Origin of the sequence: Stenotrophomonas maltophilia, from assembly GCF_900186865.1 — a bacterium.
In the GTDB taxonomy this organism is placed as follows: Bacteria; Pseudomonadota; Gammaproteobacteria; order Xanthomonadales; family Xanthomonadaceae; genus Stenotrophomonas; species Stenotrophomonas maltophilia.
On sequence record NZ_LT906480.1, the window covers coordinates 1,529,894 to 1,550,227 of the forward strand.

At 61.8% G+C, this 20,334-nt stretch carries 16 protein-coding genes, 1 tRNA gene and 1 pseudogene; 13 read left to right on the plus strand and 5 right to left on the minus strand.

Annotated elements, in window-relative coordinates; translation table 11 throughout:
• Positions 1-54: 54 nt before the first annotated feature.
• Both CKW06_RS07430 and CKW06_RS07435 read right to left on the minus strand, forming a co-directional pair.
• Positions 55-951, minus strand: a complete 897-nt coding sequence (locus tag CKW06_RS07430; RefSeq protein ID WP_032964850.1) for an HNH endonuclease — start codon at positions 949-951, stop codon at positions 55-57.
• A 5-nt stretch (positions 952-956) separates the two neighbouring features.
• Complete coding sequence (locus CKW06_RS07435; protein ID WP_024958775.1) at positions 957-2,048, minus strand: HNH endonuclease; 1,092 nt, start codon at positions 2,046-2,048, stop codon at positions 957-959.
• 766 nt (positions 2,049-2,814) lie between these two features.
• Here CKW06_RS07435 and CKW06_RS07440 point away from each other — a divergent pair.
• From CKW06_RS07440 to mobF, 11 genes are all read left to right on the plus strand, one after another.
• Positions 2,815-3,216 (plus strand): hypothetical protein, encoded by a 402-nt coding sequence (locus tag CKW06_RS07440; protein WP_024958672.1) that lies wholly within the window; start codon positions 2,815-2,817, stop codon positions 3,214-3,216.
• 28 nt (positions 3,217-3,244) lie between these two features.
• A complete protein-coding gene (locus tag CKW06_RS07445; protein ID WP_038645709.1) occupies positions 3,245-3,880 on the plus strand; it encodes a hypothetical protein in 636 nt (211 codons plus the stop codon).
• A gap of 61 nt (positions 3,881-3,941) precedes the next feature.
• Positions 3,942-5,129, plus strand: a complete 1,188-nt coding sequence (locus CKW06_RS07450) for a hypothetical protein (protein WP_024958874.1) — start codon at positions 3,942-3,944, stop codon at positions 5,127-5,129.
• 65 nt (positions 5,130-5,194) lie between these two features.
• Positions 5,195-5,527 carry a hypothetical protein gene (locus CKW06_RS07455; RefSeq protein WP_012480689.1) on the plus strand — a complete coding sequence of 111 codons (333 nt, stop codon included), beginning with the start codon at positions 5,195-5,197 and terminating at the stop codon, positions 5,525-5,527.
• A 23-nt stretch (positions 5,528-5,550) separates the two neighbouring features.
• Positions 5,551-8,544, plus strand: a complete 2,994-nt coding sequence (locus tag CKW06_RS07460) for a TraM recognition domain-containing protein (protein WP_038645714.1) — start codon at positions 5,551-5,553, stop codon at positions 8,542-8,544.
• Positions 8,545-8,631: 87 nt separating this feature from the next.
• Complete coding sequence (locus CKW06_RS07465; RefSeq protein WP_024958845.1) at positions 8,632-9,156, plus strand: hypothetical protein; 525 nt, start codon at positions 8,632-8,634, stop codon at positions 9,154-9,156.
• Between the two features lie 137 nt (positions 9,157-9,293).
• Positions 9,294-9,497 (plus strand): hypothetical protein, encoded by a 204-nt coding sequence (locus CKW06_RS07470; RefSeq protein WP_024958846.1) that lies wholly within the window; start codon positions 9,294-9,296, stop codon positions 9,495-9,497.
• 151 nt (positions 9,498-9,648) lie between these two features.
• Positions 9,649-9,735 (plus strand) — tRNA-Tyr (locus CKW06_RS07475).
• A 113-nt stretch (positions 9,736-9,848) separates the two neighbouring features.
• Positions 9,849-10,607, plus strand: coding sequence for an ankyrin repeat domain-containing protein (locus tag CKW06_RS07480; protein ID WP_231910902.1), 759 nt, complete (start codon positions 9,849-9,851; stop codon positions 10,605-10,607).
• Positions 10,585-12,456 (plus strand): helicase HerA-like domain-containing protein, encoded by a 1,872-nt coding sequence (locus CKW06_RS07485; RefSeq protein ID WP_038645718.1) that lies wholly within the window; start codon positions 10,585-10,587, stop codon positions 12,454-12,456. Before CKW06_RS07480 ends, CKW06_RS07485 begins: the two co-directional genes overlap by 23 nt.
• Before the next feature lie 64 nt (positions 12,457-12,520).
• Positions 12,521-15,355, plus strand: a complete 2,835-nt coding sequence (gene mobF, locus CKW06_RS07490) for a MobF family relaxase (protein WP_038645720.1) — start codon at positions 12,521-12,523, stop codon at positions 15,353-15,355.
• Between the two features lie 272 nt (positions 15,356-15,627).
• On the opposite strand, the pseudogene CKW06_RS23905 reads toward mobF, so the two are convergent.
• Positions 15,628-15,801, minus strand: a pseudogene (locus CKW06_RS23905) (GIY-YIG nuclease family protein); the annotation flags it as partial.
• A gap of 259 nt (positions 15,802-16,060) precedes the next feature.
• On the opposite strand from CKW06_RS23905, the gene CKW06_RS07500 reads away from it, so the two are divergent.
• Positions 16,061-16,723 carry a hypothetical protein gene (locus CKW06_RS07500; RefSeq protein ID WP_143568535.1) on the plus strand — a complete coding sequence of 221 codons (663 nt, stop codon included), beginning with the start codon at positions 16,061-16,063 and terminating at the stop codon, positions 16,721-16,723.
• A 114-nt stretch (positions 16,724-16,837) separates the two neighbouring features.
• On the opposite strand, the gene CKW06_RS23545 is transcribed toward CKW06_RS07500, so the two are convergent.
• Together CKW06_RS23545 and CKW06_RS07505 are read right to left on the minus strand one after the other, a co-directional pair.
• Positions 16,838-17,014 (minus strand): hypothetical protein, encoded by a 177-nt coding sequence (locus CKW06_RS23545; protein ID WP_154699829.1) that lies wholly within the window; start codon positions 17,012-17,014, stop codon positions 16,838-16,840.
• A gap of 301 nt (positions 17,015-17,315) precedes the next feature.
• The gene (locus CKW06_RS07505; RefSeq protein ID WP_050426977.1) at positions 17,316-18,989 is read right to left on the minus strand and encodes a hypothetical protein; all 1,674 of its coding nucleotides are present in this window, start codon (positions 18,987-18,989) and stop codon (positions 17,316-17,318) included.
• Between the two features lie 253 nt (positions 18,990-19,242).
• Here CKW06_RS07505 and CKW06_RS07510 point away from each other — a divergent pair, with 253 nt between their 5' ends.
• On the plus strand, positions 19,243-20,025 hold the full coding sequence (locus CKW06_RS07510; RefSeq protein WP_024958507.1) for a M15 family metallopeptidase: 783 nt from the start codon (positions 19,243-19,245) through the stop codon (positions 20,023-20,025).
• Positions 20,026-20,334: the final 309 nt, after the last annotated feature.

Here is a 20,334-nt window from a genome sequence, read left to right on the forward strand (position 1 = left end):
TAGAAATCTTGGGAGTTTGATCAGCTCCTGAGACATCAGGGCCAAGACAGGGTTTCACTTCAGTAGGGACGTGTTGCTCAACTCGGATGACTCGTGCCCATTCAGCCTCTTTCTCAGCGCCTCCTTGGACATCTTGGCTGGGGCGTCCAGCGTGAGCTCCTTTCCGTCCAACGAACGGTAGAACGGATCGTCCACCCCCGCGCTGACGTAAACGACCAGGTCCGGCCCGATGGTCAACAGGCCTGCATCGAACAGCGCGTGGATGTCCTTTCGTAGCAATAGGCCGTTGTTCAGAGCGTTGGTGGAAGCTCCGTTGTAAGGGACGATGTGAGCGGCGTCGATAACGCTGGCCAGGGCGGTCCCGGTGACCATGCACACCGCTCCATAGTGAGCGACTAGGCGCTTGCGAAACTCGGCCTGGCCCTCTCGGATCACCCGGAGGACCTGCTCCATTCGCTTTCCCTCTGCTGCGACAGCATCAGGAGCCGGCGGCAGTGGCTTTTCTAGCCTTAATCGCCCGCTCTCCTCAAGGACGCCCTGAAGGGCTTGGATCACATCGTGACTGAAAAGCTCCGATGCCGGGCGCAACTGAAGGTCAATCCCGGACCGGTGCCGGATGTGCGCCAACAGAAGGGCGGCGTCCTCCACATACTTGAGTTTCTTTTCGCGCATGCTCCAAAGTTGGTTCAGCTCGCCCAAGCTCAAGACCTTTAGCGCTGACCTAACATCACGGCTGCTCATCCGGAGGTGGCTCAGCCCTTTTTGCAGGTGTTGACGAACCAGGTATTCCTCCAGCTCCGGCGGGTTTCCATCTTCGTTATCGCGAATGGTGAACAGGCTGCTGAAAGGCTTGTTGAATTGCTCCTTCCACTTCTTCTTTCGCCGCTGAGGCTTCGGCCGGCTCCGGTTAGCCTTACCGTCGCTTTCCTTGTCCTGATCCTTTTCGTCCATGTCGGTCAATTGATTGTCTGAGCTTGCCTCAATGGTAAGGGATCCTTGGTGTCCGGGCGCCCTTTCGACTGTCGCTTACGGGCTTTCAACCACGCCGCCGCCAGATCGTCCACGTCGGCCTGCAGCGCGGCCCGCTCCCCGGGCAACCATGCCCTCAGCGTCCCACTTGCCACGCCCGCGTCTCGCTTCGCCAAACGCCGCCTTGCTTCCAACCACCGGGCTTTCGTTTCCCCCTCACGCGCGGCTTGGCGCTGGGTTCGCATGCGAACCGCGTTGGGCTTGTCGCTGTATGCGGGGACGTGGTCTTCGCCTTGGCTGGGCCAGGGTGCTTCGTGCGTGCCCTGTCGCCGCAGTTGGATCTGGCGCAGGCTTGGATACCGGGCCATCCACCGGTTCTCAAAGGAGCGGTCGGAAGGAGTGTCAGTGCCCAGAGGCAGGGGGATGACCAAGGCGTGGAGGGCGATCAGTTGCCACACCGCCGATTGAAAAACATCCTCGGTCAACCGGAAGGCCGCCACCTCGGGGTGTTCCAGCCATTCGCCCCGGTGCACGTTGCGCAAGAGCGCGGCCAAGTCGTTTCGCGTCAGATGGGCACGCTGGGCCAGTGGCCAGCCCAGCATCCAGCCGTCCGCATGCCGTTCGGCGTGAACGACGAACCGGGGTTGTTTCCAGCGCTCTTGAAGCTGGGCAAGGACGGTGGCCGGCTTCGCAAAGCGCCCCACCTCGACCAGGTGGTTGTCGGAGCGCTGCAGGACAAACAGCCGGTCGGCCAGCAGGGCATCCAGCATGGCTGGGGGCAACCGTTGGCTCAACTCGGGCCAGGCCAACAGGTCTCGGCTGCCGCGTTCAACGATGCAGCGTTTGCAGGCCATGAGCAGATTTTCGGTGTCCGCCGGGCCGCCCTGGTTCAACGGAACGAGGGGTGAAAGCCCCCACGAATGGCGATGATCCACGTTCAAAGGGGCGGTGCAGAAAGCGCACGCGGGGTTCTCAGAGCGGCGGGCCACGTCCAGCGCCCAGCGTGGGGTGGCAGGCCCACGGGCGGCATGGAAGGCCAGCACGCGGCGGGCAAACGCGTCCACGTCAGCGGCGGTCATGGGAGCGCTCCTGAAACGAAAGCAGGTGGATCATTGATGGGCCAATGGCGGTGAATGACGGCCATGGCGCGCACCCTTGTTTGACTAAAACGAAATGGGGCGAGGGCTCCGCGCTTTCCTTCCAAGGGTTCTTTGGCTACCCACTTGCGATTCGGAAAACACGGTGTCGGTGTATCCAAGGGCATTGCACACGTTTGACTAAAACCAACGTGGCTTGGGTGTCGTGGGGTGGTGCGGCGGGTGGGCGAGGGCAACCTGTCCTGGGGATCCGGGGCAATGCGAAAGGGTGGGCTGAGAAACTTTGCACGGATTCCCGGGGTGGGGCATCGGTGGGCGTGAGGGGGGGAAGAGCGGGAGCGTAGCGTGAGCATGGCGTGGGCGGCGGTCCTGTGGGGCGAGGGGGCGTAGACCACCAATAGCGCAGCTGGGGCAACACGCAAGGGGCCGCCGAAAAGCAACTGCAAGAGCCCAACGTGGGTAGAAGCATTGTCGGCAGTGGCAGAGAAGCAGGAGCCCGGACGGTTCCCCAGAGTCGTCATACACATGACGCACTGAAGTGGGAGTGCGTTTTTCGCCCAAGAATCGCTGTAACGCCAGCCGAAACCTCAATGCAATCAAGGCCTGACCATGTCACCACCGAATGGAGACAGTGTCAGTGCTTGTTAGCTCGTTTGGCCCATGTTTTTCAGGCTCCTGACGTGGGGCCTTGCCAACTCCGAGATTCGCGGTATCGGTGGAGTAATCCCGAAACGGAGTTACTCGACCGATGGCGTTCGTTCGTCAAAACGTAAACCTCGACCCTCGGCAACTGAAACTTGCTCAGCGGCTTGCCCGTGAATCGGGCAGTGGGTTCAGCGCTTACATGCGAGAGGCGCTGGAGCGACACAACACCGCCACGTCAGTGGTGAGCGTGTTGGAGAACGCCAACGCTCAGCTGGAGCGCCTCATCGACGATCTGCGGGAAGAGAACGCGCTGTTTCGCAGTGCGCTCCAGGAAGACCTGCGGCGGCTGCGAGACGAAACGAAGGCGGATCAGGACAGCGCCATTCAGCGCTACGAAGAAGCGCTTCGCAAGGTCGTGACGGCGGCCCTCTCGCAACCCTCTCCCAAAGGCTCTGGTGCGGCCAAGGTGCCCGCAACCGGACCCATGACTGCTCCACGCACCTAACTTTCCCCAACAGCAGGAGATCCATCCCATGAAACGTTTTTCCGTTCCTCTCACTATCTGCCTGGCGGCGTTCATGCCGCTTCACGTTTCCGCCCAGGCCGCCCCTGATGCGGTCCATGCCGCGGAGGACGATAGCAAGCCCAAGGCCGACAAGAAGCGTCTGTTCAAAGCCGGTGGTATCGGTTGCGTGGCCGGCGGAGCCATCGCCTTGCTCACGGGCAAGAAAGACAAGGCCTTGGGCGCTTGCGCCGCGGGTGCCGCAGTGGGCGCTTCGGCGTCTTACGTGACGCAGCAGCGGGAGCACGCCGAGCAGGCCGCCGACGCCGCCCGTGCGGCTGGCATGAGGGCCGAAGTGGTGACCAAGACCGAAACCGTGGAGGGCAAGCAGGAAGCCGTCCTGGATTCGTTGCGCTTGAACTACAACCCCACCGACATGAAGCGTTTGGACAGCGACACTCGGGCCTTCCTCGACAAGTTCGCGGGTCTGTTGAACAAGTCCAGCAACGGGTTGACGGTGGTGTTCCAAGGAGCCGACAAGGCCGCCTGCCAAGTGCCCATCGTGGAGCTGGCCAAGCGTGGCGCGCTGTCCAAGGTCACGGTGGACGACCGCTGCGGCAGCGGTGAGCCCGTGATCGTCGTTACCCCGGTGCCTGACGTCCGCTGACGCCAATTGCCCGGGTGTCTTGCGATGCCCGGGCTTCCTTCCCCCATTCCCAGGAGCCCACATGACCCCAGAAGAAAGAATCCAGCAACGCAAGCGCGAAGAATTGCTGAAGCGTGCCAACGCAACCCCGACCGCTTCGCCCACGCAGGAAGAGCGGTTGGTTTCCGACGGCATGAAAGAAAACCTGAAAGCTGCCAGTCACTGGGCCGGGGTGATCAGCAGGCGCACTGCCGAGTTGACCCAGAAGGGCGTTGCTGCCGCTGCAGAGAAGGCGAAGGAGGTCAAGGCGACCGTAGACGCCAAGCGGGCAAGAAGCGCAGAGGAAAGAGTTCAGGCAACAGAAGCCGAGTCTGGCCCCACCGTCCAGCCGACCGAAGCCGAGGTGGCGACAAAGTCTTTGAAGGGAGAGGACGCGGGTTCTCTCGTGGTTGACGGAATGGCTCAGGACCTTGTGCTTGTTGATGGGGAGGTGGGGGAGGGCAAAGCACCCTTCGCCGAAATGGCAGCCGAGGACCTGGTCGATGCGTTGTCCGCCCGGGAGCCAGCGGCAATTGCCGTCGAAGCCGAAGCGGTTGGCGTGAGCGAAACGAATCTTGAGCCAGGAGTGACGGAACAGCGGCCTGTCGTGGAAGCCGCCAGATTTGCACCGGAGGCGGACGCCCCTTCGTATCAGCCAGCAGATGCTGTCAAAGAGCCGCAGGTGACCGATGACGTTTCGACAGGGCAGGGAAAGTTGGCCGCCACTGCCGCAGAGGAGCTTGGCCCCTCACCCGACGCCCAGGCTCCAGAGGCAGCGCAAGCGTCACTGCATTCCACGCCCCGCTCTCGTTGGCCCTGGGTCTTGGCCGGCGTAGTGGCGGTGGCATTGGTCGTGGGGGCGATCTACTTCTTACTTGGGAAGAGCGATCAGGTGCCGCCGAGCACACCGCAGCCCGTGGCACCGGTCGCCACTCCAGCCGCTCCCGAGCAGTTGCCCGAGGTAGTGGAAGCCCCCGTGGTTGTGCCTGCTCCAGCAGTGCTTCCAGAGCGGGCCGAGCCAGAACCTGCGATAGAGAAGCCAGATCCGGTCGCCACTCCCGATGTGAAAGCGTCAGCTCCGATTGCGACCCAGCCCAAGCCTTCGCCGAAACGTGCAACCGCCCCGTTGCCGAGGAAGGCACCCGCACCCGCCGCCGAACCGCGGAACGACTGGCAGCAAAAAGCCAATGCAGACCTGGACGCTTGGGCGAAGAAGTCGGGGATCGACTGATCCCCCTTGCGCATCCGCGGATTCGATCTAGAAAGAAGTGACCTACTCACGAATAAGGGGGAAGCATGTTCAAGTGGCTGTTCACGCAATACCGGGAACCCGGAAAACTTCACTTCGGATCAAAGTGGCTGAACCTGCACGGGCGCTTGTTCCTCGGCAGCCCTGAATCGTTTGGCATGGGCCACCTGAGCGAAGGCGTCCGCCGCACTTTCTACTACCTACGCGCCGATCGCAGACCGCCGGTCAGAGACGACGCCGCGTATGACGCATGGACCAAGGATCGGCTCTACGCGAGCAAGGTTGAGCAGGTCGCAGAGCGCTGGGTGGCCAAAGCGGGCTTTCTGGCGTGCGCGCCGCTTTGCTTGGTGCTTGCCGTCTTGGCGCATTGGCTTCGTTGATTTGACAGAGGAGGGAGACAGAGATGGCAGCAATCAGTTTGTTCAACGTGCTTGACTGGACGAGCGGCCTGGGGCGCAAGTTCCGCCGGAAGAGCGGCGAGCCTTCGAGCGTGAAGGAAGAAATCATCGTCAAATCCCACGAGGAGTATGAAAACCTCGTGGGGCGCTTTGACGTGACCGATCGCGTTCGCAGTCGAGAGCTCGATGTGCCAGAGGCTGACCGGGATTTCGCGCTGGAGTGCGGCGCGGTCTGGGACGAGAACGCCCAGGTGTTCAAGGTGCCCGACGGACGCAACGAGGACGAATTCCAGGAGTGGTGGCCGAAGGTTCCGGAAGATTTGCGGGACACCCAATCGCGGATCATCACGACGAAGCTTGGACGGCGTGCCGAGGGCTTCCTGCAGGGCAACGACATGGGGCAGGGCGGCGACAGCCTGGCCACTCCCTTGATGTATCTTGCCTTCCCCGTGATCGGCGTTCTGGCGACCTTCCTAGTGAGCCTCATCGGCTGGGCAGGCTGGGCAGCTCTGTTGCTGACCATTCCTTACTTCATTGCCCTCAAGCAAGGCGAGGGCATGAAGGAGGCACTGAAGGCCCTGGTGCTTTTGCAGTGGGTTCCAATGGCGCTTCAGTTCATAGTTGGAGACAGCAAGGGCGGCACCGAGGTGGCAATGCAAGCCGGCGGCATGGCTGTGTATGCCCAGATGGCCAAGACCTATCTTTGGTGGGCCCTTGGCTTGGCCTTTGGCTTTGTGGGCATCCTGTTTGTGGTTTGCTTTGTGTCCGCGGCCTCGCACCCCCACCGGGGCGTCATCGGCGGGACGGCCGCGCGCTTCATTCAAGCGATGAAGTGGGTGGGGCTCATCTTTGCCACCTTGGTTGTCGCCAAGGTCCTGCCGTTTGGCTTGGGCGAGGCGGCACCTTACGTGCTGGCGTGCATGTATGCGATGCAATACGCCGAAGGCAACTTTGTCCAGAACGCCGCCCGGCTCTACCTGCAGAACAACGACAACAACCTGGCCACCCAGGGGGCGTTGATCAACTCACACGTCAAGGCCCGTGAACAGCAAGCCGAGGCGGCCCTGCGGGACAAGACCCCGCTGATCACCATTGGGCGCGCCACGGGACACCTTTCCGACAAGGGCTATGGCTACTCGCCCGACCTGGGCACCGTGATGATGTTCTCGTGGAGGGATTGTCAGCAGGGCCTGCTGGTATTCGGAGCCATCGGATCTGGCAAATCCTTCGCCGCGCTGAGACCCATCGCTCGTCGGTTCCGTAGAGCCGCGTTGGCGATGGCATGTGTGGCGCCAGGCCACGCAGATGCAAGGGAGCGCTTGAAGCAGCAGAAGCTTGCCGGCGGTGGCGCGCTCATCGCCGACGGCAAAGACGGGGCGATCATCTCGGACTTGGAGGGATTGTTCGATATCGTCGTCAAACCCGGGATGCGGGTGGCGCCATACGAAGGGTTGGCGCCAGATCAAATCGTCCGGGCATTGCGCGGCGCATCGGGTGGGCGCGTGGACGAGAAATCCAAGCTTTGGACGGATGGTGGCGATGCGTTCCTTTACCACACCGGCATCATTCTTCGTGCGCTAGTGGATCACGAGATGGCTTACAGGTCTTGGTGTTCGGCCAAGCTGGAAGGGCTGGAGCGTGCACAGTTGGATGCGGAGCTTGAGCTGGTCAAACAGCGCAAGCTGGACGAGGACGTGGCCGAGACTGAGGCATTGCTCGAGCGGATCGCCGAACAGATCGCCATCCATCGAATCCCTGTGAGCGACGACAGGCAATGGCAATACACGCCATTCCACCACGCCAAGTTGTTGTCCATTGTGGAACGCGTGATTCCCGCCAGCCCCGCGCCTCGTGCCAATGCAAAGCTGATGGAGGTGGTGAAATACTTGGGCCTGGAAGAGGCGGACACGAGCCATGACGAAGAAGGGCGCCTGGCCTACGCGGCCTACCTGCAACAGCACCGCCTTCGTCAAGAGAGCGCTCCGCAGACCATCCACCCGGATCTCTTCCGTCCCATGTCTCAGCTGCAGAGCTCGCTGGAATGGGCGTTCCTGGAGATTCCCGCGATGCATCCGGAACAGAGGCAATCGTTCACGCTCAACTCACGAGGGCTGCTGGAGAAGCTCTTGCGAGGCGAAAAGCTGCGTGACAGCAAGACGGACATGCCTTGGCATTCGATTGAGACGGGCGAGGTGGATGTGTCCGACGCGCTCTATGGAGCCATGGTAGGCCTCTTCTTGCCCCCGACCCAATTCGGTGAAGCGGGTGAAATGATGATGCGCCTGCTCAAACAGCGGGTCATGAACGGAATCAAGGCGCGTGGTGCATTCGGCGAAAAGTGGCGCGAAGCGTTGCCTGGGCAAACCGAGGTGATGTTGATGATGGACGAGGCCCACCTGTTGTTGACGGCCGATGACATCAACCTGTTCTCCGTTTCGCGCTCGCTGGGGTTGATGCCCGTGCTTGCAACGCAAGGGTTTGAAAGCTTGGTCAACGCCTTTGGGTCAGTCAACGAGGCGGAGCTGATGGCCAACACGATGCAATCGGTGATCGCGCTGAAGTGCTCGCACAACACCCACGAATACCTGGAAAAGCGGTTCGGACAGGCAACGTTGACCACGTTCAAACAGCGCACCCGGGGCATCGACTACCAAGGCGGCATGAACAATTGGCGCCACTCCGTGCTCAACGACCCGGATCATGCCTACGCGTCCGCCTACGACAAGATGCGAATGGAAGGGGCCGGGCGGTTGACGGCCTCGCGCATCGACGCCGTGACGGGGCGCCGCTGGCGGATTGGGTCGGAGGACACGCTGGGCCAAGACGAGATCGCGCGCGACATTGACATGCCCACCGGGGGCAAGCGCGAGGTGCAGCCGCTCTTCCTGCAGGAAGAATACTCCGCCCTTCTTGAGCCCCGTGGTCACGCCATCGTGGCGCTGAACCGTGCCGGCATCAAGCGAATCGACTTGGCGGAGCTGCTGCCCGATGCGGATTGATGCGGATAGGCAAGGGGGCTCGCCCCCCTTGCCAAACCCACGGATTGATCAACGATGAACCCATTCACCCCAGCGGAGGAAACAAACATGAGCGACACCCCTTCCCAACCCATCGAAGAAATGACCGAGCTGCGAGCACTCCAGGCGCAGCGCAACGAGCGGCTTCTGGGCGATCGCCCACCGCCCCAGAAGGACAGCGCGGCACGGGCGGACTTCGAGCAGAACGTGGCCCAAGACCAAGACGCCATCGAGCAACGCCGACAGCGCGTTCTGGAGTGGGCAGAGAAGGCCTCGCCCGATCAGATCGCCGCGCTCCAGGCAAAGATCCAGGAGGCCGACAAAGCCGTTCGTGATGCAAAGCCGGACGACAAGCACGAGCAGGTGGTTCATGCGACCGTTGCGCAGTGGCGGCAGCAACGCGGGGCCCAGCGGGAGGAGACCCCTCCCATGTTGACCCGTGAGCAGCGGATGGAGAACGGACCTGGGCGCCTGGGATACGCCGATTACGCCCGCAGTTCGTTGAAGGAGGCGGCTTTCATGAAGGACTACGCTGCCAATTACAATTGGGAGAAGCACCAGAAGCAGGCCCAACCGAACGTCTTCCGACAGTAATTTTTCACCGATGTTCAAATCTGCCCGGTTCTTCGCAGAATCGGGCATTTTTGCGTCTTGACGTCCAGTTTGATGGTGCTTTACTGGTTTTGTAAAGAGTAGGTAGACCTACTCATAAAACCAAAAGGAGAGCCGCCATGTCCACGTTGTTCAATGCCCTCAAAGACTTCGCTTTCGAAAACGCGGTTCCACTGCTGACCGGCTTGTTCCTGCTGACCGCGGCCTTCGCAGCGGCTGTTCTCGTCTACCCCCCGGCCATTCCGGTTCTGCTCAAAGTGGTGGCCATGGCGGTGGCGGGCTTTGTGACCATCGGGGTGGTGGTCCAGAGTTCCTTCCGGTGAGCAGCCGGCGCTGGCTCAAGCTGCGTGCAAGGTGCAGGAAGCGTTGGCGCCGGTTTGACTGGGATGGGTTTGATTTCTGGTTCTACCCCGCGCTGATTTTCTACATGTTGGGCTGGATCGTCTTTGGCCCACCCGACAGCGTTTAGCGTTCGGGTCAGTAGTCCGGTAACGAAGCCGGGGCAGTCTGTAAAACTGCTGGTTCACTCCCCTGCAGGTTCAAGTCCTGCCTGACCCACCATTTCTGCGTGTTGGCTTGACGGCCAGCGATTCAACGCTACAACCATGGGGATGGACACTCAAGAATCCCTGTTGCGCCTTTTGCGTCCCCTGGACCTCCAACGAGCGGAGGCCTTGGCGGCCGCGCTCGCTCGCGAACCCGGCGCATCCAAAGGCCTTCACGATTCGCAAGTGTTGGCGCGCGCCCACGCACTGAGCGTTGCCCCTGTTGAGGGTCGGTTGGGCGATCTGGTTTGGCAGGTGCGCCAGCGGGAGCACGATGATGCACCCCAAGTGGACCTGCGCTGGGGCTTGTATCGCCTGGGGTTCGACGCGCCCACGCGGGCCTCCACCCGGGACCTGGTGCGTGCTTACGGGAGGCGCTTGGCAGACCGTGACGAGCCGATGGTTTACAGCACCTTGGCAGAGAGGGTGGCTGGGTTGTCCATGGCAGAGCACGCCTCGCTCTTCCAAGGCATGGCGATGGCGGTGGAGGAAGCGCGGGCACGGAAGTCCGATGCAAACCGGTTGCGGGAGAACGCACCGTGGCAGGGCTGGCTCGTGGGGGCGTCCCGGGCGGGCCACGAAGCAGCACTGCTGGCCTGCATCGGCATGGGAGCGGACGCCCGGCTGCCCGATGCCAGCGGCAACACGCCCCTGCACCACGCGGCCCGGTTTGGTCACGCCTCGCTGGTCACGCCTCTGGTTGAAGCGGGCTCCGACGTGGCGGCCCTCAACGCCCACGGGTGGGCACCGCTCCACCTTGCCGCCCTTCACAAGCACGCCCGGGCCTGCCTCCACCTGATGGCCCACGGCGCCAATCCAGAGCAGCCAGGGTGGCGAGGGCGGCCCCCGACGCGCATGCACCGACATGAGCAAACCCAAGCCCTTTGATGCCCTGGGCGACGTGCCCGGCAGCGTTGCGCCTTCCCAGCCGGTCCGATACTGGCACCGCGCCGTTCTTGCCGGTGCATTCGTTTTTGGCTTGGCCTACGTGGGGAGCATGGGCGTTGCCTGGCTCTTGCCGAATCCCGATGGCTCGCTCATCCGTTTTGCCGATGCCTTAAAAGGCGGACTGGTGACCGCCTACCACTTCCTGACCGTCGGCATCTCGGCTCGGGCTCCGGCACGGGAGTTCATCGAACTGGTGTCCTACCACCACCCAGTGGCGACGTGGTCCCGGATCGGGGTGTCGCTTCTGCTGGCGGTGGGCCTTGGCCTTCGCATGTTCCTCAAGGCAGCTGAGCCGGTGAGCAACACTTGGCACCTGTCCGGACCGCGGCTATTGGAAGGAAAGGAGGCCGTGGACGAAGCCCGGCACCGCTCGATAGCCCCTAAAGACGCCGAGGCGGATCCCTTCGCCCTGTCCCTCCACCCCGATCTGTTGCTGTCAAAAAAGCACTGGGCGCGCCACGTCTTGATCACCGGTTCGGTGGGGTCGGGCAAGAGTGTCATCCTCAAGCACATCCTGGAACAGCTAACGCGACTGAAGAGCGCAAAGTTGTTCCTTTACGACATCAAAGGCGACTTCACGTCGATCTTTAAAAGGCCCATCATCGTGTCGCCCTTCGATGCGCGCTCCCACGTGTGGGACGTCGCCGCCGACGTGCGGACCCCGACCCAGGCGGCGGCGTTTGCTGCCTCGATCATCCCGGAGGGCGACGGGAACGCCAAGTTCTGGACGATGGCCGCGCAAGACCTGTTGATCGGGTGCGTGCGCGAACTCCAGAACACCCGGCCTGGCCAGTGGGGGTGGCCCGATCTGGCGGCCTTGGTGCGCCGCCCGGCTGCAGAGATGGCCGCAGGCATGCGCCCGCATTACCCCCGCGGCGCCGCACTGGTGCGTGATCCGGAGAGCCAAACCACGTCCAGCGTGCTGTCTTCCCTCGGGGGCTTCACCCGCCTCATCGACGACCTGGCCACCGCATGGCCCAAGGTTGGCAAGCGCCGTTTCTCGATGACCGAGTGGATACGGGACGACTACACCGGGCGCAAGCAGGTCATCGTTCAATCCGGACCCGACCCAACCCTGACGAAGGCCTACATCGCCGCCATGATCAACGTGGCCGTGCCAGATCTCATTGGGCCAGGTTTGCCGGACAACGAGGGCGGGCGTGGGCTCTACTTCGTGTTCGACGAGCTGACCAGCGCCGGGCGCTTGAACATCGATCCCTTGTTGGCGTTGGGACGCAGCAAAGGCGTGGTGGCCATCATGGCGGTCCAGGATCACTCCCAGATTGAGTTGGTTTATGGGGACAAGACCGCCCAGGCCTTCTCATCGCTGGTGGGCACCCACGTGGTGTGCCAAGTGCAGATGGGGGCGACCCGGGACAAGCTGGCCAGCCAGCTCGGCAAGCGGAGAATCGCCTGGCGTGGGCACGAAGACAAGGCCCAGATTCACGAAGAGAGCCGCGCGTTGGTTTCCAGCGGTGAGCTCACCGACCGGTTGGGTTTCCGCAAAGGCAATCGCTACGGTTCCGAGAAGTGGGGCATCGAGGCGATCGTCCAAATGGGCGGGGACGTGCTGTTGCTGACGTGGCCCGGCAGGAGCCATCCAACGGTTCGCGAAGGGCAGGTGGCCGCCGCGTGGACCACCAAGCCGGCCGGTGTGGTGGGAGAAGCTGAATTGCCCCCTTTGACCGGTGACGCGTTGGCCTTCCCAACCACCGCAGAAGGCATCGACACGGTCCAGCGGGTGCTGACCATGACACCCGAGGAAATCGACGCGCTTTTCAAGCGGTGATCGGCCTTGCCAACTCTCCGTTTTCTGGGACCTTGGAACAGTCAACGTTCTTTAAGGGAGCCCCATGATCAATTGCACCCGCATCGATGCCCGCGGCCACAACAAGAACAACGGAAACATGTTCGACTACATGCTGGCCACCGAGCGCCTGGCCATCGACAGCGCCGTGGCCTATTACGCCGGCAGCGGTCCCGATCCGCGGCAGACGCTCAATTGGGGCGGCAAGCTCGCCGCCGAACTCGACCTGGAAGATCAACCGGTCACCCGAAGGGTGATGGAGTTGCTGGGCAAGGGCTTTTCACCCACCGGAAGGCCGTTGTGCAAAAACGCGGGAGAGGAGCCCCAATTGGTCATCAAGACGGATCGCATGGGCAACGTGCGACTGGACGACGATGGCAAGCCAATGGAGAAGTGGGAGGGCGGCCATCGGGTCGGGTTTGATCTGACCATCTCCGCCCCGGGGGACGTGAGCGTGGCGTTTGCGCTGGCGGATGATCGCGAGAAGCTGGCCATCCTGGAGGCCCACCGCCAGGCCTGCGCCGTGGCCATGCGCTACATCGAAAGCAAAGTGGAGACCCGGCGCGGACAAGGAGGCGTAGACGTTATAGGCACGGCGGGATTGGTATGGACAGCCGCCGATCATGTCAGCAACCGGAACGTGGAACCCGACCTGCACACCCATCACCTGGTCTACGGGATCTCGATGGGCGAGGACGGTCAGTGGGGCACCTTCGACGCCATCGAAATCTACCGTCACCGGCACGCCGCGGATCACCTTTACAAAGTCGAGCTCTACGCCGCGATGAAAGCGCTGGGCTATGGGATTCAGCGGGAACGCGAGGTGGACGTGATGGGGCACGAAACGGGCCAGACTCTCACCACGATTGCCGGCATCGACCGGGAGCTGGTGCTTCAGACGAAGACCCGCCGCCAAGAAATCCTGGACTACGTCAAGGAACACCCCAACGCCAGCCACGACGAGGCCTGCAAGGCCACCCGCAAAAAAAAGGAAGAACCGCCCTTCGAGCAGGTCGTCAAGGACTGGCAGCAAACCTTCGCCAACATCGCTAAAGAGCACCCGGAGCTGGTTCCCACCACCCAGTCGCTCAAGCAGACGAAAGGCCAACACCTGGACCCGCATACGTTTGACGAGGTTTTGCAGCGCATGCACGAAAACGAGGCGATGTTCTGCGAGCATGACCTGGTCCGGGAGTTGGGGATGGAGTTCGCAGGACAAAAAAATTCAGAAGAAATCCTCAGGATGGTGAATGAGTTCACCGAGCAGGACGATCTGGTGCGCGTGAAAGCCGAATACCTCCACGAAGACGACCGGGGCGTTCGGTTGGCGCGCAAGCACCGGGAGGATCGCTTCTGCGCCACCTGGATGGTCGAATGGGAGGCCGAGATCATCCGCCGCTCGAAAGAGCGGGAGAACGAGACGGACCTCAAGCTGTTCCGCTCCACCGTGGATCGGGAGATCGCCGCTTACGAGAAGCGCAAGGGCTTTACCCTCACAGAGGAGCAGAAAGCCGCCATCGGTCACCTCACCTACGGCACGGCCGGTGTGGGGGTCATGTCGGGGTTGGCCGGCACCGGCAAGACCACCGTGGCCGAGGTCTACAAACAGTGCTTCGAAGCCGAAGGAAAGCAGTTGATGGGCTTGGCCGTGTCGGGTAAAGCCGCGGCCAAGCTAGAAGAAGAGTCCGGAATGCCCTGCATGTCGGTTGCAAAGTTCTTTTCCCAGCTCCGGCAGGGCAAGGTTGCTCTGACGAAGAACGTTGTGGTGGTGCTCGATGAAGCCGGCATGGTGGCCACCGATGACACCTTGAAGCTCATGACCTACTGCCAGGGGGTGGGCGCCAAGCTTGTCATGCAGGGAGACAGTGACCAGCTTCAGCCCATCGCTGCGGGCAACGGCTTTGAGCTGGCGAAGATGGCCTTGGGGGACAAGAAACTGACCGAAATCCGCCGGCAGAGGAACGCTGATGACCTGGTCACCGCCAACAGCTTCTACGAGCGGGATGACGAGGGAGAGGTCAAGGACATGCGCCGCGGACACCGCAGCCGCAAAGGCACATTCGATATGGGCGAAGATATCCTGAACAACCTCAAGCAACGCAACTGCATCGACGACTTTGGCACGGAAAGCCAGGCCATCAAAGCGTTGGTGGAGGATTACTTGAAAGACAGGACGCCCATGGACGAGAAGCTGGTCTTGGCCCACACGCGCTCTGAAGTCAAAGCGCTTACCACGGGCATCCGAACGGGGCTCCAGGAGCAAGGCGTGCTGGACAAAGAGGAGTTCACCTTCCGATCGATCGTGAAAGGCCAATGGGAAGACCTGACGCTCTCCCGCCGCGACCGTGTGATGTTCACGGCGACCAACAACGACTTGGGTGTCATCAACGGCACCGAGGGCACGGTGGAGAGTATTCGGAAGGACAAATCCGGTGGCTACGACCTGGTGGTGCGCATCGACTCTTCGAACCCGAATGAAGAAGGACGCATCCTGGAGTTCAACACCAGCGAGCACAACGCCTTGGCCCACCGGTATGCCATGACCGTTCACAAGGCGCAGGGGCAGGGGAAATCCGAGGTTTACCACTTGGCCACGAACATGGGAATGCTCGACCAGCAGTCGGCGTTGGTGGCGTTCACTCGCCTCACCAAAGGCAGCTACCGCATGTTTACGACCGACGAGATGATGGATCGCATGGCCGAGCGGCTGGGCACCGAACGGCACAAGGAAATGGCGCTGAGCGTGGGACTGTCCAGCAAGCAGGCGGACCCGGTGCGCAACCTGGTCCAAGAAGTGGAAGCGCTGCTGGCCGGGTTGAAATCCGAAACCGAGGTGCCAATCTCGAACGCGGAACGGCGCGAGATGAGGCTTACCCGGTGACGCATCGGGCCAGCGCCAACACGCTGATCACCACCACTACCCATGGCCACCACCCCACGCGTTCGGAGGGGGCTTTCACCGGTGTTCCCAGCTGCCACCGCCGTTGGTGGGCCAACCCGCGCACGTGGGCCGTGGCCCGCCGGTGCGGGTTGGCCCACCAACGGCGGTGGCTTGGCGTAGATGCGCCATCCCTCCCGGGAGGCCTTCACCCGCCACGCCTGCTCATACGCCTCGGTTTCCGCCCGGGTGGCTGTCACCACCTCCAGCGCATGGAACCGGAAGGGACGGTGCCAGCCGCCTTTGGGGGAGCGGTGCTGCTTCTCCCGCTGCTGCGGGTTCGAGCTTTGGCCGATGTAACAGCCCCCGTCGTCGAACAGCAGGGCGTAAAGGGTGCGGGGCAGGGCGTGATACTTCTCGCTGCGTCCCAGGTTGTGGCGATGGGTCATGGTCTCTCCGTGAGTAAAACGACCCACTCACGAATAGATCAGAATTTGAAGTTGGCAAGCCTGCTGCGAAGGACGTTAGAGGCCACGCGTCGCTTGCGTGTAATCTCTTCGCAGTTCATGGCAAGCATGGGGCTGGCAAGTGACCTTTAAGTTTCCGGTTGGACCATCCAAGGGACGTTGCAACATATGCGGGCTGGAAACCGACCTGACCGAAAATCACGTGCCACCCAAGGCGTGGGCTCAAGGCATCGCTCTGAGGGTGTCCAGCGTCGCCGATGCAATCAGTGGAGAGAAGAAGCCGCGGTCGCACAAGATGCCCAATGGCGTTTGCTTCAGGAGCATCTGCCGGACCTGCAACGGCTCGGTGCTTTCTCGATACGACAAGGCGCTTGTATCGATGAGCCGGCAGGTGACGGAGATCTTGCGTGATCGAAGCAAGGTCACCTACTACCAGAGCATCCGCATCCAGCCGCAGCTTGTGGCAAGGGGAGTTCTGGGCCACATGTCATCGGTGGGCTTGAATCGCTACGACGAACGCCACAGCCAGCACCTGTTCGATGACCGGTCAGATCTTCTACGCCAGGTTCGGCTTCACTACTGGGTGTATCCCTACAGCGGGAGAACGGTTCTTCGCGACTTCGGGCTGGGCATCTTGGGCGGGAAAGGCAGTTCGGCGATCTATGTCCTGAAGGCCTATCCGCTGGCCTTTGCAATGGTCTGGAACAGGGACTTTCAGTTCGAAGACCGGCAGCCGCAGAGCTTTGACCCGTTCGCTGGGTTCGAGCCAGACCAAGAGGCGAACCTCCCGCTGGAGTTCGTGGGCCTGCCGGGACAGGTTTGGCCAGAGCACGTCCAGGGGAATACGTTCGCGGTCCTTCATTCCGATGGTGCGTTCGTGGCAACGGAGAAAGGACGGGGCTAGGTTTGGGTGGTTTCGGCTCTTCTGGAGCGGAGGGGCTGGCGATAGCAGCAGCGTTCCAAAGAAAAAGCCCGGGCTGGGCCCGGGCTTTTCATATCGGTCAACGGGGAGCGTGGCTCAACGCGCGTTCACCGGGTGTGCGGTGGGCAGCTGGCTAGCCGCTACCGCAATGGTCGTCTGATACACCACTTCGTGTGCCACGCCGATAGCGACACCAAGCGGATGCTTCTTTAAGCGATAAATCGTGCTCTTGAAGCTTTCAATTGCCTTGCTTACAACATTCTTCTTTTTCATTTTTGGTTCCTTGTAATTTTTTTTATCAACACATTTGACTTCTTCCTTTGCCTTTAGGTTAACCACCCATCGTCTGAGGGCTTTCAGAGCGATGGCAAACGACGTTACGACCATTGCGACAACCCAGGACTTGCACCCGGAACTGTCCACAAATTCGGATGAGGCGATTATACGGCGAAAGAGGAAGATTTTCAACGAAAACAATTGTATTTGAATTGTTTTTGTGCTTGGAGTTCGCGAACAAGGGCCCCGAAGGGCCCTTGCCGAGATACGATCACCTCCTTTTCGCCGCTGAGATTCGTTACCAACCGATGGCCCAGGCTGCGCCCACGGCCGTGTCCTGTCCGCTGCGGGAAACCCCGATCGAGAAAGCCGATGGGGATCCGCGTGGGGTGGTCACGTCGCGGGTGTAGCCGATGGAAATGGCGGCTTGGCCGCTGCAGCCACCGACGCCCACGGCCAGGCGGTTGCGGTTCTCCCCATGGATGGCCGACGTTGAGGTGGCCATCTGGGCGTTGGCTTGGGCCATGGCGCAGACACCGCTCACCCGCTTGTCGAGCTGGCGGAAACGGCGGTCCGTCAGGTTCCAGCGGTCGTCTTGCTGCCGCTGGTAGTCCCACAATTGGCCACCGTTGATCGCGTCCGTGGACCCAGGAGCGATCGCCCCTGCAGCCACCCCAGTTACCCGCTGGTTGCCGGCGTTGATCCCGGATCGGGTGACCGATGGGCCGCCTTGGACAGTGAAGCCGTCGCTGTTGTGGATGGCCTTGGCCACTTGGACCGAGCCCTGCTCGGAAAGCTCAATGGTGTCTTTCAAGGCAACGGTTTGGGTGCCGTCCCCGTTGTCCGTGACCTCGATGTTGGCCCCGGCCACCGCAGAGCTGCCACCGCCATCCTTGCCGTCCTCTCCATCTTGTCCAGCCGGACCTTGGGGGCCTGCTGGCCCTGGTGTTCCGCTTTGTCCGTCCGATCCTGCCGGGCCTGGCTCGCCTTTATCTCCCTTCAGCGACGCCAACCATTCGCGCTCATTGCCCTGGTAGCCATTGTTCACGGCCACTTGGTAGGCACTGGCACCATCGGAGCCTGCTGGACCTTGGCCGCCGCCGGGGTTGTTCTCAATGGTGTGAAGTCGTCCGTCGATGTCGTAGAGCGCGTCAGCAACCGTGTGGTAAGTGTTGCCGCTCTGCATAACATACGTCGGAGCGATGAATTGTCCATTGACGTAACGTGCACCGGCCCCCAGTGCACCAGCAATAGGATTTAATTGCCCGACTGTCGCAGCGTCTGTGTCGTAGAGGCCGTCGGCCACGTTGGACACACGGCGCTTAAGCGTAGCGTTACCCACGGAGACGGTGTTGGCTTCGCGGCCGCAGTCGCTGGTAGCGCCGAGGGCTACGCAGCCATCAGCGTCGGCGTTGGTGAAGGCTCCCAGCGCGGTTGTCGCGGCCTTGGCCCCCAAATGATTGGAATTGAGAGCTCGGCCGCCATCGCCCACTACCACAGTGCCTGCGCCAGTAGCTCGAATGTTCTTGCCTACGCCAACCCCTCCTTCATTGCTATTGGAGGGGTTGCCGTTGACTTGGCTGTTGCTGCCAATGATGGTTGCGTTGTCTCCGTTGCTGTTGTGGCCAACGACGACCGTGCCGCTCACCGCGCCAGCAGGCGCGAACGCGTCGTTTCCAATAACAATGACGCCGCCGGCGAGGGCTCGAACCCGAGTTCCGAAGCCAATCGAACCAGTTCCAACGACACTGTCCGCTCCCACTGCGATGCAGTCGCCGAATGCTGCATTGGGACTTCCAGCGAGGGAGCCCTTTCCCACTGCGACGCAATTGTTGTAGGCGGTCGAGTCGTCACCGGCGGAGGTGCCTTCAGAGTCTGTGGCAGTGGCGTTGTTGCCAACTTGGGTTTGAGCATTTGCTAAACCCGCTACAAGGACTGCCAACCAAGCGCAGTGGATGAGGGAGCGTTTCATAGGGTGGCCTCCTGGCTCTGAATTGAGTGAGTGTGTGCACTCACGAATAGATCAGATCCTGGAATGCGCAAGCCCCCCCAACGAAACTTCCCGGCGCAACGGCAGGAGGACCGTTGAGCCGGGAAGCGGTGGGGCCGACTTTTCCCCACCCCTGTTCTTCTACGTCAGGGAAAAGATTCCGCAAGCCCCCTTGCGCGTTTTCGATTCTCCGCTTGCATGGATGTATCGCTCATGTGAGTAAGGAGGCCTACTCATGTTTCAACGCTTGTTGCTCGCGCTCGCATTGGTCAGCGCCCCCATCTTGGTCCACGCTCACGTGCCAGCCACCGATTCCGTTGAGGTCCACGGGAAGAAGCCAGGGTTTTTCAAACGCCTGTTCCACCGCCACAAGGACGCCCCGCAGTGGGACGGTGTCCAGCCCGAGCTTCGCTCAACACTGGAACGGATCGCTTTGCAAATGAAGGGCGAGGGCTACGACCTGCGCCTGATGGAGGGTTACCGCTCTGAACAGCGCCAGGCTGCGTTGCTCGCCAGCCAGAAGGGCGTGACCCAAGTAGGGCCTGGCAGCAGCTGCCACAACCACGGCTGGGCGGCGGATATGGTCATCTACAAGCGCGGGCGCCCTTCTTGGGACCTGAGGGACGAGCAGGTGCGGCAGGGCTACCAGCGCTTCGGTGAGCTGGCCCAGCAGGCGGGTTTGAGGTGGGGTGGCGCTTGGAAGAGATTCCAGGACATGCCCCACGTCGAGATGCGCAGCGAGTGCCTGGTGGCGATCCGGTCCTACCGCGCCGGCCAGCCCATGTTGGTGGCCGAGGTGGTGCCCGAACCGGTGGTCCCCTTGGCGCCGATGTGGCCCGGGCTGATGCCGCTGGCGATCACGCCGGCCACGCCCTGCGAGGGCTGGATGTGCGCCCGGCGGTGGGACTGGAGCCTGTCCGTGGCGAGCGCCCCGATGGGGGGATTGGTGGGCGTGCAAAGCACGCGGTCGGAAGCGTCGTTTCAGTGCCCGGCAAGCGACGTTTTTTGGCCGTCATAGCGCATGAGTGGCTTCCTCCGCTCATGGCTCCGAGGCTGCCGCAGTCGGCATTAGGGGCTGCGCAAAAAGTCTTTCAATAGGGGGTTGCGTAGGTCGCCAAAGGGTAGCCAAATCCACGAACGATCCGATGAGGCTCTGGCAATCTGTTGTAAATCAATAAATTGATTCTGCCAAAGAGTCGCACGCCGCTACTGCTTCATCAGCGGGGTGTGCTCGGCGGACTTGTCTTTGGACATGGGACTCGTGGATCAGGGCGTCCGGCCGCGCCGGGCGGCAGCGGCAGCGGAGCGGGTACAGGGCCGTCCATGG

Bases quoted from the DNA above. Each gene is read 5' to 3' on its own strand.
- CKW06_RS07430 (WP_032964850.1), bottom strand. From the start codon at position 951: ATGGACGAAAAGGATCAGGACAAGGAAAGCGACGGTAAGGCTAACCGG.
- CKW06_RS07470 (WP_024958846.1), top strand. From the start codon at position 9,294: ATGTCCACGTTGTTCAATGCCCTCAAAGACTTCGCTTTCGAAAACGCG.
- CKW06_RS23545 (WP_154699829.1), bottom strand. From the start codon at position 17,014: ATGAAAAAGAAGAATGTTGTAAGCAAGGCAATTGAAAGCTTCAAGAGC.
- CKW06_RS07435 (WP_024958775.1), bottom strand. From the start codon at position 2,048: ATGACCGCCGCTGACGTGGACGCGTTTGCCCGCCGCGTGCTGGCCTTC.
- CKW06_RS07445 (WP_038645709.1), top strand. From the start codon at position 3,245: ATGAAACGTTTTTCCGTTCCTCTCACTATCTGCCTGGCGGCGTTCATG.
- CKW06_RS07450 (WP_024958874.1), top strand. From the start codon at position 3,942: ATGACCCCAGAAGAAAGAATCCAGCAACGCAAGCGCGAAGAATTGCTG.
- CKW06_RS07460 (WP_038645714.1), top strand. From the start codon at position 5,551: ATGGCAGCAATCAGTTTGTTCAACGTGCTTGACTGGACGAGCGGCCTG.
- CKW06_RS07455 (WP_012480689.1), top strand. From the start codon at position 5,195: ATGTTCAAGTGGCTGTTCACGCAATACCGGGAACCCGGAAAACTTCAC.
- CKW06_RS07440 (WP_024958672.1), top strand. From the start codon at position 2,815: ATGGCGTTCGTTCGTCAAAACGTAAACCTCGACCCTCGGCAACTGAAA.
- CKW06_RS07485 (WP_038645718.1), top strand. From the start codon at position 10,585: ATGAGCAAACCCAAGCCCTTTGATGCCCTGGGCGACGTGCCCGGCAGC.
- CKW06_RS07465 (WP_024958845.1), top strand. From the start codon at position 8,632: ATGAGCGACACCCCTTCCCAACCCATCGAAGAAATGACCGAGCTGCGA.
- mobF (WP_038645720.1), top strand. From the start codon at position 12,521: ATGATCAATTGCACCCGCATCGATGCCCGCGGCCACAACAAGAACAAC.
- CKW06_RS07510 (WP_024958507.1), top strand. From the start codon at position 19,243: ATGTTTCAACGCTTGTTGCTCGCGCTCGCATTGGTCAGCGCCCCCATC.
- CKW06_RS07505 (WP_050426977.1), bottom strand. From the start codon at position 18,989: ATGAAACGCTCCCTCATCCACTGCGCTTGGTTGGCAGTCCTTGTAGCG.